Genomic DNA, 14,421 nt, shown 5'->3' on the forward strand with positions numbered 1-14,421 from the left:
GCCTCCAATCACGCGAGTTACGTCCCCAATCACGCGAGTTACGTCTCCAATCACGCTTGATCGGCTTCGCCGTCGGCGTGCTGGGCGAAGTAGGCCTTCGAGGCACGCTGCTGCGCCAGCCTCCGCAACACCGAGAGCAGCCTGTCGCCGAGAAGCGTCTCCACGACGGCGATCTCGATGATCTGTTCCAGCGACTCGAGCCCGGCGATCGCTTCGAAGTCCAGGTCGGCGGTCCGGTCGGCGATCTCGGCGTAGTCGTCGAGGTGGTCGAGGTACCAGCCGTGCCCGACCTCGCGGATCGTGCACAGGACGCCGACCAGCGCCTGGATGACCAGGTCGTCCTCTTTGCAGGGCCAGCCGCGGCGCTCGGTGAGGTCCCGGACCGTCGCGAGCGCCCATTCGCGGGCTTCGTCGTCGGCGACCTGCCGCGGTGGCGTGATGCTCTGCTGGGCGATGCCGAGGATGTGGTGGGGGCTGGCCTCCCCGGCGTCGACCGCGGCGAGCACCTCGCCGACCGTCGCGAGCGACAGGCCGCCGACCTCCATCAGCGCCCTGATCAGCTTGATCCGCTGGACGTGCCCCTCGCCGTACTTCGCCTGGTTGGGGCTGGTCCGCTCACCCGGCGGGAGCAGCCCTTCCCGCAGGTAGTACTTGATCGTGGCGACCGGGAGCCCGGCTTTCTCGCTCAGTTCGGCCATCCGCACGCGTGCGTTCTCCGATCTCGGGGACGGTTCCAGGGTCATCCCTGAAGATTTCTCAGGATGGATAGCTTAGGTTCCCATAACGGAGAGCTTGACTATCCATTCTGGGAGGGACCCATGACCATCTTGACCGATCTCCGCGAGAGAACCCGCACCTGGCACCGCGGTTCGTATCGCCTGGCCCAGGCCTTCGCCGTGATCACCGTCCTGTGCGTGCTGGCCATGCTGATCGACCAGCGGACGCTGAACGGCGCGCCGCTCTGGGCGAAACTGTTCAAATTCGCCGTCTCCGCGGCGCTGTACTTCTTCACCTGGAGCTGGCTCGTCTCGCTCCTGCCGAAGTTCCGGCGGACCGCGTACTGGCTGACGAACATCCTCGTCGTGTGCTTCACCATCGAGTACGCGCTGATGGTGGTCCAGACCGTCCGCGTCCGCGCGAGTCACTTCAACAACGAGACCCCGCTGGACGCCACGATCTTCGCCGTCATGGCCGGGACGATCGCCGTGCTGTGGGTGGTCAACCTCGTGCTGACGATCGCCGTCCTGTTCCTCCGGCTCCCCGATCGGGCGACGGCGTGGGCGGCCAAGATCGGCGCGATCCTCGGCGTGCTCGGGCTCTCGCTGGCCACGCTGATGACCGACCCGACCCCGGAACAGCAGGCCATGCTCGACGCGACCGGCCAGTCCGCGATGGTCGGCGCGCATACCGTCGGGCTCCCCGACGGTGGCCCCGGCCTGCCGATCCTCGGCTGGAGCACGGTCGGCGGCGACCTGCGGATCCCGCATTTCCTCGGCCTGCACGGGCTTCAGGTCCTCCCCTTGCTCGCGTTCGCCCTCGGCGTCCTGGCGGCGCGCTACCCGCGGCTTCGCGACGACGTCCTCAGGCTGCGGCTCGTCGTGATCGCCGGCGCCGGCTACGCGGGCCTTCTCGCCCTGCTCACCTGGCAGGCGCTGCGCGGCCAGTCGATCGTCGCCCCCGACTCCCAGACCCTGACCGCCTTCGCCCTGCTCGTGGCGGGCGTCGCCTTTAGCGGGCTAATCGCGATCGGGCGGCCGGCGCGGGAGCTGGAGGCATCGTCGCGATGAGCGTCGAGACGCTGTTCACCTGGACCTTCCCGCTGGCGACGCCGTTCTGGCTGCTGATGATCTTCCTGCCGGGCTGGTCGTGGACCCGCCGGATCATGTCCTCGCCCTGGACGCCGCTGCTGCCGCTGATCCCGTACTTCGTGCTCGCCATCGCGCATCTCGGCGAACTCTGGACCGCGGTGAGCAGGCCCGACCTCGACGTGCTGAGCGCGTTCACCGGCACGCCGTACGGGGCGGCCACGATCTGGGCCCATCTGATCGCCTTCGACCTGTTCATCGCCCGCTGGATGTACCTCGAATCCCGCGAGCACCGGATCCACCCGCTGGTGACCGGCCCGATCCTGGCGCTCACGATCTTCCTGTCCCCATTCGGGCTGGTGGCGTTCCTGCTCGTGAGAACCGTCCGGATACGCTCGTCGCATGAGTGAGAACGAGGTCGCGGCGGCCGCCGCCATCGCCGAACGCACCGGCGTCGAGAAGCACGACATCGCCGTCGTGCTGGGTTCGGGCTGGCGCCCGGCGGCGGACGTCATCGGGGAGCCCGAGGCGGAGATCCCGCTGGGCGAACTGCCCGGATTCGTCGCGCCGGGCGCGGTCGGGCACGGGGGCACCGTCCGGTCGGTCCGCGTCGGCGAGAAGCGCGCGCTGATCCTGCTGGGCCGCACGCATTTCTACGAGGGCAAGGGGACCGACCCGGTCGTGCACAACGTGCGCACCGCCGCGGCGGCGGGCGCCAGGACGGTGCTGCTGACCAACGCCGCGGGCGGCCTGCGCGAGGGCTTCCGGGTCGGGCAGCCGGTGCTGATCTCCGACCACCTGAACCTGACCGCGCGCTCGCCGATCGTCGGCGCGAACTTCGTCGACCTGACGGATCTGTACGCGAAGCGGCTGCGCGACCTCGCCCGCGAGATCGACCCTTCGCTGGAAGAAGGGGTCTACGCGGGGCTGACCGGGCCGCATTTCGAGACGCCGGCGGAGATCCACATGCTGCGGACGCTCGGCGCCGACCTCGTCGGCATGTCGACGGTGCTGGAGGCCATCGCCGCCCGCGCCGCCGGGGTCGAGGTGTTCGGGCTTTCGCTGGTGACCAACCTGGCGGCCGGGATGACCGGGGAACCGCTGAACCACGAAGAGGTCCTGGAGGCGGGACGCCAGTCCGCCACCCGCATGGGCACCTTGCTCAAGGAACTCGTCGCCCGCGCCTGACACCCTTCTTTGCGCGTGAAGGCCCCCTTCCCTCGGCTGAGCCGAGGGAAGGGGGCCTTCACGCGCTTCTCAGCCGGCGAACTCGGGAAGCCGCTGAGCGACCTCCGCGGGTGACGGCATCGCGGCGACCTCGTCGGCGAGTTTACGCGCCGCGCCGAGGACCGTTTCGTCGGTGAGCAGCTTTCGCGCCTGCTCGAAGATGACGTCCTCGACGGCGTCGCCACCGAGCAGCCGCGCGCCCACACCGGCCGCGACCACGGCTTCGGCGTTCGTGAACTGGTCCGCCCCCTGCGGCAGCACCAGCTGCGGCAGCCCGGCGCCGAAGGCCCCCAGCGTCGTCCCGCTGCCGCCGTGGTGGACCACGAGATCGACGTGCGGCAGGAGGTCGACCTGCGGCACCCACACCTCGACGCGGACGTTGCCGGGGACTTCACCCAGCTGCTCCGGCTGCACCGTGGGCCCCGCCGCGACGATGACGTCGGCGTCGATCCGCGCCAGCCCGCCGATAGCCCGCTTCAACACGTCCTCGTCACCGAAAGCGGTGCCGAGGGTGAGATAGATCAGCGGACGGCTCGTGTCGCGTCCCGCCACGCCCGCCGGGAGATCTCCCGGCTCCGCCCAGCCGACGGGACGCAACGGGATCCTGTTCGCTTTCGCCAGGAAATCGGGCGCCTGCACCGATTCCGGACAGATGTCGACGACCGGGTCGCCGAAGGACGGCAGTGTCACGCCCTCGAAACCGACTTCCGCCGCGAATTCCGCGAGACGGTCGTGGATGATGTCCATGACCTCGCCCGGCGAGAACCGGCCGAAACCGTGCCCGATCGCGGGGATCCCGGCGAGCCGGGCGGCGATGGCGCCCCCGGCGTTGCCGCTTTCGTAGACGACGAGATCGGGGCGGTGCCGTTCCAGCACCGGCGTGAGATCGGCGACGAACCGCCGCGGCAGCACGTTCCCGAAAACCTGCCCGATGACCGGATAGAAGGACTCGGGCGGGGCGTCCTTGGCACGGGGCTGGGCGTCGGGGCCGAAGAACGAGGCGAACGCCTCGTGCATGCCGAATCCGGCGCTTTCCGCGGCCAGCCCGGCCTTTTCGACCACCGGGAGCATGTCGTCACCCGTGGCGAACAGGACTTCGTGCCCGGCGTCGCGAGCGGCGACGGCGAGCGGTAGTAGGGGATAGAGATGACCATGACTCACCAGAGAAGTGAAGATCAATCGCACCCTCCCCAACGTACCCGTAGGCTGACTCGGTGACGACTTCCTTGACTTCGGAGCTGCGGGATCGGGCGTTCCGCTGGATCGCCGACGACCCGGACGACGATTCCCGCGTCGAGCTGCAGAACATCCTCGCGCGCGCGATGGGCGGCGAAGCCGGTGCGGCGGACGAGCTCGCGGACCGGATGGCGGGCCCGCTCGAATTCGGCACCGCGGGGCTGCGCGGCCCGGTGCGCGCGGGCCCCAACGGGATGAACGTCGCGGTCGTCACCCGGACCACGGCCGGGGTCGCGGCCTGGCTGGCCGCGCAAGGACATTCGGGCGGGGTCGTGGTGGTCGGCCGCGACGCGCGGCACGGTTCGGAGGCCTTCGCCAAGGCCGCCGCCGAGGTGCTGACGGCCGCCGGGTTCGCGGTGAAGACGCTGCCCGGCCCGCTGCCCACCCCGGTGCTCGCGTTCGCCGTGCTGGAACTCGGCGCGGTCGCGGGCATCCAGATCACCGCGTCGCACAATCCCCCGGCCGACAACGGCTACAAGCTTTACGACGCGTCCGGCGGACAGATCGTCCCGCCATCGGACGGGCTCATCGAGCGGGCCATCGAAGCCGCTCCCCCGGCGATCAGCGTGCCCCGCGAGCCGGGCGCCGAGGTGCTGGGCGACGAACTCCTGGACGCGTACCTCGCGAAGGTCGCGCTTCTGCCGCGTGGCCCGGAGCGCGAGGTCAAGATCGCCGCGACGGCGTTGCACGGCGTCGGCGCGGAGACCCTGCGCGCCGCGTTCGAACGCGCCGGTTTCGGCGACCTCCACCTGGTGGCCGAGCAGGCCGTACCCGATCCCGACTTCCCGACGGTCGCCTTCCCGAATCCGGAGGAACCGGGCGCGACGGACCTTTTGCTGGCGCTGGCGTCCGAAGTGGACGCGGAGCTGGCGATCGCGCTCGACCCCGACGCCGACCGCTGCGCGCTCGGCGTGCGCGAGCGGGACGGTTCGTGGCGGATGCTGCGCGGCGACGAAACCGGTGTCCTCCTCGGCTGGCATGTTCTGTCCACTGTGGATAGTGCGGATCCGCTGGTGGCCACGACGATCGTGTCGTCGTCGATGCTCGGCGAAATCGCGAAGGAATCCGGGGCGCGCTACGCGGAGACCTTGACCGGGTTCAAATGGCTGGTCCGCGCGGGCGAAGGGCTCGTCTTCGCTTACGAAGAAGCTCTCGGCCTCTGCGTGAACCCCGGTTTCGTGCGCGACAAGGACGGAATCGCCGCCGCCGTGCTCGCCGCGTCGTTGACCGCCTCCCTGCGCGCCGCGGGCCGCGGGCCGCGGGACGTCCTCGACGAACTGTCCGTGAAGCACGGGGTGCACGTGACGGATCAGGTCTCGTTGCGGGTCACCGATCTGTCGGTGCGCGAGCGGCTGATGGCAGGCCTGCGCGCCACTCCCCCGGTGTCCTTGGGCGGCACCGACGTCACGATGGAGGACCTCCTCCCCGACGCCGACGTCCTCCGCCTGACCGGCGAGGGCCTGCGCGTCGTGATCAGGCCGTCCGGGACGGAGCCGAAGCTGAAGGCGTACCTGCAGATCAAGGAGCCGGTCTCCGGTGATCTCGCGGAGGCGCGCGCGGCCGCGGACGCGCGGCTGTCCGCGCTGCGAACCGACATCGAGTCCCGGCTGGCCTGACATGCCGAAGCTGCTGATCGTCCACCACACGCCGTCGCCCTCGACGCAGGCGATGTTCGAAGCCGTGCTTTCCGGCGCGAACCATCCGGACATCGAGGGCGTCGACGTCGTGCGCCGCGCGGCGCTGGGCGCGACCGTGCCCGACGTCCTGGAGGCCGACGGTTACCTGCTCGGCACCCCGGCGAATCTGGGGTACATGTCCGGCGCGCTGAAGCATTTCTTCGACACCGTCTATTACCCGTGCCTGGATTCCACGCGGGGACGGCCGTTCGGGTTCTTCGTGCACGGCAACAACGACACGTCCGGCACCGTGCGCGGGATCGAGGCCATCACGACCGGACTCGGGTGGGAGAGCGCGGCTTCCCCGGTGCTCGTCACCGGCGAACCGGGCAAGGCGGATCTGGAAGCCTGTTTCGAACTGGGCGGCACCCTGGCCGCCACCCTGATGCCCTGAGGCGTTTCGGGAGAAAAGTAAGGGGCCTGTCACCGGAAGCCCTGGGGGTCGACCTCCGGCAACAGGCCGAGACCAAGGGTTCGCCGTGACGGCGATCGACCTTGGCCGCCTCAGCGTACTACATCCGGCACGATCTTGTGCACCCACCGGGAACAACGGCTCTCACTCCGGCGTCCGTACACCCCCAGGGCACGGATTCCGGAGTGAGAGACCGGACACGGCACGAAACCGCTTGACAACTGTAAACCACTGCATACATGCGCTGTCAACAGCTGCGGACAGGCTGTATCGCGTTACACTCCCACTACGGAACGGGACCAGTGAACGGATGGGGGGTCATGTCGCCGTACCAGACCTTCGCCCAGAAACTGAGCGCGCTGATCGATTCGGCGCGCGCGAACGAAGGCGCCCCGCACAGTTATCGCGAGCTGTCCGCGGCGATCGATCGCGCCGGCGGGCCCACCATGTCGCCCGCGTACCTCCAGCAGCTCGCCACGGGTAAACGCGTCAATCCGAAGATCCACTACGTCGAGGCGCTGGCGAAACTGTTCGGCGTTCCGATCACCTATTTCTTCGAAGACCAGGAAGCGCAGCCCGTCGGAGAGGCGAAGCTCATGGCCATGCGCGCGCAGGAGCTTTCCCCGCAGGGCCGTCGCCAGGTGATGGACCTGCTGGAGCTCGTCGAGCGATACGAACGGGCCGAGCGCGACCAGCCGGACGAAAGCCGATGAAGGAACGGGAGCTCCGCAAACGCTGCCGCAAGATGCTGAACAAGCTCGACATCGAGCCGCCGCTCGACGTCGGCGTGCTCTGCGAGCGGCTCGGCGAACAGCGGGGCAGGCCGATCCGGCTGATGCCGTATCCGCTGGAGGTCCCCGGCCCGTTCGGCTGCTGGATCGCCACCGGTTCGGCGGACTACATCTTCTTCCAGCAGGAGACCACGAAGTCCCACCAGGATCACATCATCCTGCACGAACTCGGGCATATGCTCGCCGATCACCATCCCGGCGGCGACGCCGAACCCGCCGACTTCCTGCGCGGCCCCGCCACCGGGCTCGACGGCGACGCGGTACACCGCGCCTTACGCCGCACCTCCTACGATGAGGCGCACGAATGGGAAGCCGAGACCGTGGCGACCATCATCCTCGAATGGGCGTCGGTCTTGAACTACACGATTCCCCGTCGCGCCGACGACGATGACGTCCGCCGTGTCCAAGGCGCGCTGGGCGACCATCAAGGGTGGCTGTGACCTCACTGTTCTCCCCCATCAACGTCGTGGCGATGGTGCTGTTCGCGACCGCGCTCGCCTGGCGGATCTACCAGACGTACCGGGCGCCGCGGCTGCTGCCGAACTGGGCGATCACCATCACGATCGTCTGCGTCGCCGGCTCCTTCCTCGCCCAGCAGAAGGTGATCGTCGCCTGGCTCGACGGCCTGACCGGCAAGGGCACGGGCCGCCTGGTCAACAACATCCTGCTCGCCATCGGGGTGTGCGCGCTGTTGATCGTCTTCCTCGGCTCCGCGCTGGGCCCGCGCCGTCCGAAGCGCGTCCTGTTCGAACTGATCCCGCTGTCCGGCGCGATCGCGCTGATGCTGGTCGCCATGTCCCTCACCCCGGCGGAGGTGCGCGGGCTCGCGCTGAGCCCGAAGCTCGTTCACATCCCCGGCGTGGCGCTGTTCTACCTGGGCGCCGGGATCTACCTGATCTACGGCCTCTCCGCCTGCGCCTGGTGGATCTTCCGCTACATCCGCACCGCGGACCGCCATCTGAAGACCGGGTTGAAACTCAGCGCCGCCGGGCTGATCTGCCTTTCCGTCGGCAGTGTGTTCCGCGCGCTCTACATCGTGATCGCGTGGGCGTTCGGGCCGTCGATCCCGCTGCTGCTCACCGTCGCCGTCCCGCTGGTACTCCTCGGGATCGTGCTCTTCCTGGCCGGGATCACCTACCCCGGCGCCCGCGCGCGGTTCGCCGCGCTGCGGCGCCGCCGTCAGCACCGGCGTCACCACGACGAGCTCACCCCGTTGTGGACCGCGCTGGCCGGGATCTACCCGAACATCGTGCTCCGGACCACGCCACAAGGCAGGTGGGAGCGGTGGCGCCCGCGTACGGTCCACCGCCGGTACTACCGCCGCGTGATCGAGATCCGGGACGGGCTCGTGCAGCTGAGCCCTTATCTGGAAACGGATCTCACCGCGCTCGCCGCCGACGACCCGCGGGCGGCGGCGGAGGCGCTGAAGACGGCGATCGCCAGGCAGACCGCCGGTGAGGAGACCGACGGGCGGGCGAAACTCGTGCTCCCGGGCGGCGCTTCCGACATCGAATCCGACGTCCGGCCGCTGCTGGCCCTGTCCGCCGCCGTTTCCAGGAGCGAGGCATGACCGCGCAACTGCTGCTGACGGCCGGCCGCGTCCTGCCGCGCCCGAGCACGCCGGTCGAAGACGGCGCCGTTCTCGTCGAGGGCGGCCGGATCCTCGCGGCAGGCCCCCGCGTCGAAGTCGTGGCCCGGTCGTCGCCGGACGCCGAACGGCTCGACTTTCCCGGTGCGACTTTGCTGCCCGGCCTGTTCAACGCCCACGTGCACCTGGCTTTCGACGCCTCCCGCGAGATGCTGCCGAACTTCCTGGCGAGCGGCGACGACGCCCTCCGCGCGGGCGCCAAGAAGCGGCTGGGACAGCTGCTGCGCAGCGGCGTCACGACGGTGCGGGATCTCGGCGATCGTGACGCGCTGGGCGCGCGGGTCCGAGCCGAGCTCGAAGGATCCGCCGCGCCGCGCCTGCTGACCGCGGGAGCACCACTGACCGTCCTCAAAGGACACTGCCATTTCTTCGGCGGCGAGGTCGGCGGCGACGACGCGATCCGGGCCGTGATCGACGCCAACGCGGCCGCCGGCGCGGACGTGATCAAGGTGATGGCCAGCGGCGGCCAGATCACCGAGGGCGGCGCGGACATGTGGGAATCGCAGTTCGACGTCCGGGCGCTGCGGCTGATCGTCGAGCACGCGGCGCGCCACGGGCTCCCGGTCGCGGCGCACGCCCACGGCTCCGACGCGATCGAGGCGTCGGTCGAGGCGGGTGTCCGCACGATCGAGCACTGCACCTGGATGACCGGGCCCCAGCGCCAGGACCGGCGCGAGGGCGTCGCCAAGCGTATGGCGGCCGAAGGCATCGCGGCGTGCTCGACGAGCAGCCGCAACTGGCGGATGCTGGCCGAGCGCATGGGCGAGGAACTCGCGAAGACCGTCTACGGACGGCTGTCCTGGCTGGAGGAACTGGGTGTCCCGCTGCTGGCGGGGACGGACGCCGGGCTGCCCGGGTCGGTCTTCGACGATCCCGTCGGCGCCCTCGAACTCTACGAATGGCTCGGTTTCGGCAGGCGCCGGATCCTCGAAATCGCGACGGAGGACTCCGCCGCCGGGCTCGGCCTCTCCGACGTCACCGGGCGGCTCGCCCCCGGTTTGAGCGCCGACGTCCTGGTGGTCGACGGCGATCCGCTCGCCGACCTTTCCGCACTCCGGAACGTTCGCCTGGTCCTTGCTCGCGGGATGGTGGCGAGCGGCTCGGCTTGATCGAGTCCGGTCTACTCGACGCCGACGGGCGCCTCGTGGTCAAGACGTGTCGCGAAAGCCACTTTCGCGACGCCTGATGTCCCGAAAGTGGCTTTCGCGACACCAGCACCGCGGCCGCGGGGGACACAGGGGATTCCCGCGTCCGATGCAGCGAAAGTCCCCCTCGCCACACCCGGCAGCGTCTTGACGGCAAGAGAACCTGAATCGCCACTCACGACCAACCCGACCGACTCCCGAAAGCGGGACGACAACTTTGGTGACAGTGTTTTAAAACGGTGTTACCGTTGACCTCCCCTGCGGCGAAAGGAACAACCATGGAAGGCCCGATCAGGCTCTTCACCGTCATCGCGCTCGTTTCACTGCCCACGGTGATGTACGGCGGCTACGCGCTGATGGGCGTCCTGCGTGACCGGAAACTGACCGAACACCAGCGCGGGATGTTCCGCGCCGGCCACGCGCATGCCGGCGTCCTGCTGGTTCTCGCGCTGGTCGCGCTGCAGATCCTGGGGCAGACAGGGCTCCCGAGCACCGCGCTCTGGATCGTCTGCTTCCTGCTGCTGTTCGGTGTGCTCGCCCAGTCCGGCGGCTTCTTCCTGCACCTGGCACCGGGCAAGGGCAAGCTCGGCGGGCGGGTCACCAGTGCCGGTGCGGTGCTGCTCGGAGCGGCGATCCTGACCACCGCGTACGGCGTCGCCTTCGCTGGTTAAGCTTGTTGACGTGCCTGAATACCTGCCGACAGCCCCCGCCAAGGGGACCCGCGACTTCCTGCCCGCCGAGATGTCCGTCCGGACGCAGGTGTTCGGCCATCTCTACGACGTGCTCGAACTCCGGGGTTTCCTCCGCTACGACGGGCCGATCCTCGAACCCGCCGAGATCTACGAGCGGAAGTCCGGGCAGGAGATCGCGGACCAGCAGCTGTACACGCTGACCACCAAGGGCGGCGAGCGGCTGGCGCTGCGCCCGGAGATGACGCCGTCGGTCGCCAGGATGATCGCGGGCAACGCCAAATCGCTGCAGTTCCCGGTGCGCTGGTACAGCCACCCGAACTGCCACCGCTACGAGCGGCCGCAGCGCGGGCGCGTCCGCGAGCACTGGCAGATCAACGCGGACATCTTCGGTTCGGACAGCGCGAACTGCGAGATCGAGATCTTCGAGCTCGTCCACGACATGATGAGCGCGCTCGGCGCCACGCCGGACATGTTCCAGGTGCGGGCCAACGACCGGAATCTGCTCTCTTCGGCGCTCACCGACATCGTCGGCGTGACCCCGGAGCAGCTGCCGCAGGTGTTCACCCTGGTGGACCGCTGGGAGAAGTCCGACCGCACGAAGCTGAGCGACACCGCCGCCGAGATCGGGCTGACCGACAAGCAGTTCGAGAAGCTGACCGAGATCCTGACCTCCGGCGCGGCCCTGCTCGACGAGCTGCCGGAGCAGGTCAAGGAGAACTCGAACCTGGTCAAGGTGCTGAACAGCGGCGCCGCGGACCTGATCACGTTCGATCCGATGATCGTGCGCGGGCTGGCGTACTACACGTCGACCGTGTTCGAGGTCTTCGACACCTCTCCGGAGAACCGTCGCGCCCTCTTCGGCGGCGGCCGGTACAGCGACCTGGCGTCGTTGTTCACGTCGCAGCAGATCCCCGGGATCGGCTTCGGCATGGGCGACGTCACGCTGATCGACTTCCTCGACACGCACGGCCTCACCCCGAAGCCGCGCAGCGAGGTCGACGTCGTGGTGATCCCGGTGATCGAAGAGCTCACCGACGCCTCGCGCGAGGTCGCCGGGCGGCTCAGGAAGGCCGGATTGCGCACGTCCACGCCCGTCGAACTCCGCAAGCTGGGCAAGGAGCTCACCCGGGCGGACAAGGCCGGGGCCCGTGCCGTGGTGATCGTCGGCCAGGAAGACTGGGACGCCGGAAACGTGACCGTCCGCGGGCTCGCGACCCGCGAACAGCAGACCGTGGCCGTCGACGGTGTCGTCGACGCGGTCAATTCCCTGCTCTGACAACGAAAAGCCGGCGCCCCTCGAACGGGGGCGCCGGCTTTGCCGTGTTCAGCGGGACAGCAGGCGCATGGCCGCTTCGGGGTAGCGTTCCCCCGCGACCGCGTCGGCCGGGACCGCCGCCTCGATCGCGGCGACGTCCTCGGCGGTCAGCTTCAGGCCGACGGACGCCACGTTCTCTTCCAGGTACTTGCGGCGCTTGGTGCCCGGGATCGGCACGACGTCGTCACCCTGCGCCTGCACCCACGCGAGCGCGAGTTGCCCGGCGGTGACGCCCTTCTGCTCGGCCAGCGCGCGCAACGCCTCGACGATCGCCAGGTTCCGTTCCAGATTCCCTTCGGCGAACCGAGGCTGCGTCGTCTGCCGGAAGTCCCCGTCCGCGAAGTCCTCTTTGGACTTGAAGCGGCCGGTGAGGAAACCGCGGCCCAGCGGGGAATACGGCACCAGCCCGATGCCGAGCTCACGGCAGACCGGGACGACCTCGTTCTCGATGTCGCGCGACCACAGCGACCATTCCGTCTGCACCGCCGTCACCGGATGCACGGCGTGCGCCCGCCGGATGGTGTCCGGACCGGCCTCGGACAGCCCGATGTGCCGGATCTTCCCCTGCTCGACCAGCGAGGACAGGACGCCCGCGGTCTCCTCGATCGGCACGTCCGGGTCGACGCGGTGCTGGTAGTAGAGGTCGATGTGGTCGACGTTCAACCGGCGAAGCGAAGCCTCGACCTGTTGGCGCACATAGAATTCGTCGCCCCGGATCCCGCGTTTCGCGGGATCCGCCTCGTCGCGCACGATGCCGAACTTGGTCGCCAGCACGACCTGATCCCGCTTACCCGCCAAGGCGCGGCCGACCAGTTCCTCGTTGCGGCCGAAGCCGTACATGTCGGCGGTGTCGATCAGGGTGACGCCCAGTTCGATCGCGCGGTGGATCGTCGCGATCGATTCGGTGTCGTCGCCCTGGCCGTAGAACTCGCTCATGCCCATGCAGCCGAGCCCCTGCGCGCCGACTTCCAGCGTGCCGAGCCTGCGGGTGGGCAGGGTGGAACCCGTCATGATCTCTCTCGCAATTCTGTGGGGTTTTACTTACCGGCGGCGCGGGCGAGCCGCTCCGGGTAACGCTCACCGGCGAACGCCTCGGCGGGCGCGGCCTTTTCGATGGCTTCGATGTCCACTTCGGACAGTTTCAGCTCCGCCGCGGCGGCGTTCTCTTCGAGGTACTTGCGGCGCTTGGTGCCCGGGATCGGCACGACGTCGTCACCCTGCGCCTGCACCCACGCGAGCGCGAGTTGCCCGGCGGTGACGCCCTTCTGCTCGGCCAGCGCGCGCAACGCCTCGACGATCGCCATGTTGCGCTCGAAGTTGCCCTCGGCGAACCGGGGCAGCCCGCGGCGCAGGTCGTCCGCCGGAAGTTCCTTCACCGACGTCACGCCACCGGTGAGGAAACCGCGGCCCAGCGGCGAAAACGGCACGATGCCGATGCCCAGCTCGCGAACGGTCGAGAGGATCTCGCCTTCGATGCCGCGAGTCCACAGCGACCACTCGCTCTGCAACGCCGTCACCGGGTGGACGGCGTGGGCACGGCGGATCGTCTCGGCGCTGGCCTCGGAGATCCCGGCGTAACGGATCTTGCCCTCTTGGACCAGCTCCGCGAGCGCGCCCCAGGTCTCCTCGACCGGCGTGTTCGGATCGACCCGGTGCTGGTAGTACAGGTCGATGTGGTCGACGTTCAGCCGTCGAAGGGACTCTTCGCAGCTCTGCTTGACGTACGCCGCGTCGCCGCGCGCGGACATCCCGCCGTCCTGATCCCAGACGATGCCGAACTTGGTCGCCAGGACGACCTGGTCCCGCTTGCCCGCGATCGCGCGGCCGACGAGCTCTTCGTTCGCTCCGGCGCCGTAGACGTTCGCGGTGTCGAGCAGGGTCACGCCAAGTTCGAGCGCGCGGTGGACGGTGGCGATCGACTCCGTGTCGTCGTCGCGGACGCCGTAGGCCTGGCTCATCCCCATGCAGCCGAGACCCTGGGCCCCGACCTCCAGGCCGCCGAGCCTCCTGGTGCTGATCACGCTGAAATTCCCTCCACGGTGGCTCCGGTGCCGAGCACCTTGCGTTCCACCTGGTCGTAGTGGTCGATCTTGTAGTCGAGGATGTCGAGGCAGGTCTGCAGCTCGGCGATCCGGTCGGCGACCGATTTGCGCTGGTCGACGAGGATCGCCTTGCGCCTGCCCGCGCTCGCCGCGCCGTGATGGCGCAGGGAGGCGTACTCCCGCATCCGCTTGATGGGCATGCCGGTCAGGCGGAGCTTGGTCAGGAACGCCAGCCACCCGAGGTCGTCATCGCTGTAGGCGCGGCGCCCGGCCGCGTCCCGCGCCGGGGGCTCGACGAGTTTGATGCGCTCGTAGTACCGGAGAGTGTCGATGGACAGTCCGCTACGTCGCGCGGCTTCCGCTATCGAGTAGCTCATGCGAACGACACTACGACCTGGAGTGCGCTCCAGGTCAACTCCGAATCCGAGCGAT

Annotated in this window: 16 protein-coding genes; 11 read left to right on the forward strand and 5 right to left on the reverse strand. The window is 69.1% G+C overall.

What is annotated here, in order from left to right:
- Window positions 1-50: 50 nt before the first annotated feature.
- A complete protein-coding gene (locus tag NQK81_RS18355) occupies window positions 51-743 on the reverse strand; it encodes a MerR family transcriptional regulator (RefSeq protein ID WP_257489138.1) in 693 nt (230 codons plus the stop codon).
- 75 nt (window positions 744-818) lie between these two features.
- Between NQK81_RS18355 and NQK81_RS18360 the strand changes: the two genes are divergently transcribed.
- Genes NQK81_RS18360 through NQK81_RS18370 form a run of 3 tightly spaced genes read left to right on the forward strand, consistent with a single transcriptional unit; the run spans window position 819 to window position 2,993 of the window.
- Entirely contained in the window at window positions 819-1,787 is a 969-nt protein-coding gene (locus NQK81_RS18360; RefSeq protein WP_257489139.1) for a hypothetical protein, read from the forward strand.
- Window positions 1,784-2,215 carry an ABA4-like family protein gene (locus NQK81_RS18365; RefSeq protein WP_126735228.1) on the forward strand — a complete coding sequence of 144 codons (432 nt, stop codon included), beginning with the start codon at window positions 1,784-1,786 and terminating at the stop codon, window positions 2,213-2,215. The genes NQK81_RS18360 and NQK81_RS18365 overlap by 4 nt, the downstream gene beginning before the upstream one ends.
- The gene (locus NQK81_RS18370; protein ID WP_257489140.1) at window positions 2,208-2,993 is read left to right on the forward strand and encodes a purine-nucleoside phosphorylase; all 786 of its coding nucleotides are present in this window, start codon (window positions 2,208-2,210) and stop codon (window positions 2,991-2,993) included. Before NQK81_RS18365 ends, NQK81_RS18370 begins: the two co-directional genes overlap by 8 nt.
- 69 nt (window positions 2,994-3,062) lie before the next feature.
- Here the strand turns inward: NQK81_RS18370 and NQK81_RS18375 are convergent, their stop codons facing one another.
- Window positions 3,063-4,217, reverse strand: coding sequence for a glycosyltransferase (locus NQK81_RS18375; protein WP_257489141.1), 1,155 nt, complete (start codon window positions 4,215-4,217; stop codon window positions 3,063-3,065).
- A 29-nt stretch (window positions 4,218-4,246) separates the two neighbouring features.
- On the opposite strand from NQK81_RS18375, the gene NQK81_RS18380 reads away from it, so the two are divergent.
- The 8 genes from NQK81_RS18380 to hisS all read left to right on the forward strand — a co-directional run bounded on the left by NQK81_RS18380 (window position 4,247) and on the right by hisS (window position 11,908).
- Window positions 4,247-5,884, forward strand: a complete 1,638-nt coding sequence (locus NQK81_RS18380) for a phospho-sugar mutase (protein ID WP_257489142.1) — start codon at window positions 4,247-4,249, stop codon at window positions 5,882-5,884.
- A 1-nt stretch (window position 5,885) separates the two neighbouring features.
- Window positions 5,886-6,338, forward strand: coding sequence for a flavodoxin family protein (locus tag NQK81_RS18385; protein WP_192746698.1), 453 nt, complete (start codon window positions 5,886-5,888; stop codon window positions 6,336-6,338).
- Window positions 6,339-6,676: 338 nt separating this feature from the next.
- Window positions 6,677-7,069: a helix-turn-helix domain-containing protein gene (locus tag NQK81_RS18390; RefSeq protein ID WP_126735232.1), complete on the forward strand. Its 393-nt coding sequence runs from the start codon at window positions 6,677-6,679 to the stop codon at window positions 7,067-7,069.
- The gene (locus NQK81_RS18395; protein WP_126735233.1) at window positions 7,066-7,587 is read left to right on the forward strand and encodes a hypothetical protein; all 522 of its coding nucleotides are present in this window, start codon (window positions 7,066-7,068) and stop codon (window positions 7,585-7,587) included. Before NQK81_RS18390 ends, NQK81_RS18395 begins: the two co-directional genes overlap by 4 nt.
- On the forward strand, window positions 7,584-8,717 hold the full coding sequence (locus tag NQK81_RS18400) for an MAB_1171c family putative transporter (RefSeq protein ID WP_257489143.1): 1,134 nt from the start codon (window positions 7,584-7,586) through the stop codon (window positions 8,715-8,717). The genes NQK81_RS18395 and NQK81_RS18400 overlap by 4 nt, the downstream gene beginning before the upstream one ends.
- The gene (locus NQK81_RS18405) at window positions 8,714-9,904 is read left to right on the forward strand and encodes an amidohydrolase family protein (RefSeq protein WP_257489144.1); all 1,191 of its coding nucleotides are present in this window, start codon (window positions 8,714-8,716) and stop codon (window positions 9,902-9,904) included. Before NQK81_RS18400 ends, NQK81_RS18405 begins: the two co-directional genes overlap by 4 nt.
- Before the next feature lie 314 nt (window positions 9,905-10,218).
- A complete protein-coding gene (locus NQK81_RS18410) occupies window positions 10,219-10,611 on the forward strand; it encodes a hypothetical protein (protein WP_257489145.1) in 393 nt (130 codons plus the stop codon).
- Between the two features lie 10 nt (window positions 10,612-10,621).
- The gene (hisS, locus tag NQK81_RS18415; protein ID WP_257489146.1) at window positions 10,622-11,908 is read left to right on the forward strand and encodes a histidine--tRNA ligase; all 1,287 of its coding nucleotides are present in this window, start codon (window positions 10,622-10,624) and stop codon (window positions 11,906-11,908) included.
- Between the two features lie 48 nt (window positions 11,909-11,956).
- On the opposite strand, the gene NQK81_RS18420 is transcribed toward hisS, so the two are convergent.
- Genes NQK81_RS18420 through NQK81_RS18430 form a run of 3 tightly spaced genes read right to left on the reverse strand, consistent with a single transcriptional unit; the run spans window position 11,957 to window position 14,366 of the window.
- Window positions 11,957-12,958: an aldo/keto reductase gene (locus tag NQK81_RS18420; RefSeq protein ID WP_257489147.1), complete on the reverse strand. Its 1,002-nt coding sequence runs from the start codon at window positions 12,956-12,958 to the stop codon at window positions 11,957-11,959.
- A gap of 26 nt (window positions 12,959-12,984) precedes the next feature.
- On the reverse strand, window positions 12,985-13,968 hold the full coding sequence (locus NQK81_RS18425) for an aldo/keto reductase (RefSeq protein ID WP_257489148.1): 984 nt from the start codon (window positions 13,966-13,968) through the stop codon (window positions 12,985-12,987).
- Window positions 13,965-14,366 carry a MerR family transcriptional regulator gene (locus tag NQK81_RS18430; RefSeq protein WP_126735239.1) on the reverse strand — a complete coding sequence of 134 codons (402 nt, stop codon included), beginning with the start codon at window positions 14,364-14,366 and terminating at the stop codon, window positions 13,965-13,967. The genes NQK81_RS18425 and NQK81_RS18430 overlap by 4 nt, the downstream gene beginning before the upstream one ends.
- Between the last annotated feature and the right edge of the window lie 55 nt (window positions 14,367-14,421).

It is taken from the genome of Amycolatopsis roodepoortensis, from assembly GCF_024628825.1.
Lineage (GTDB): Bacteria > Actinomycetota > Actinomycetes > Mycobacteriales > Pseudonocardiaceae > Amycolatopsis > Amycolatopsis roodepoortensis.